This window comes from Paenibacillus xylanexedens (assembly GCF_007676705.1).
In the GTDB taxonomy this organism is placed as follows: domain Bacteria; phylum Bacillota; class Bacilli; order Paenibacillales; family Paenibacillaceae; genus Paenibacillus; species Paenibacillus xylanexedens_C.
On record NZ_VEBF01000195.1, the window covers coordinates 1 to 296 of the forward strand.

At 43.6% G+C, this 296-nt stretch carries 1 protein-coding gene; it reads left to right on the top strand.

The window, feature by feature from the left end; all coding sequences use genetic code 11:
* Nucleotides 1-121: 121 nt before the first annotated feature.
* Nucleotides 122-296: NAD-binding protein (locus FS628_RS33255; RefSeq protein WP_369008909.1), on the top strand; the 175-nt coding region annotated here is incomplete at its 3' end.

Genomic DNA, 296 nt, shown 5'->3' on the forward strand with positions numbered 1-296 from the left:
GGAGTTTGAGAGGGTTATATTTATTTAATTGGTATCGAGATTTGTGGGGGCCGATTGTGACGCGGGTATAGTTTGAGGTGGGGGATATATGGGTGGTGAGGTTGGTGAAATGTAGTCGAAATTGGGTGGGAAAGTAAGAATGATGGAAGGTTTGGATAGAGTAGTGGGAGGTTTGGATAAAGACATGAGTAGGGTGGTGGGTAAAAAGATGAAGAAAAGAGGTATGGAAATGGTTAGGGGTGGAAAAGGAGAAAGTGCTGAGGAAACGGAGAAAGAAGTAACTGTGAAACATTCCG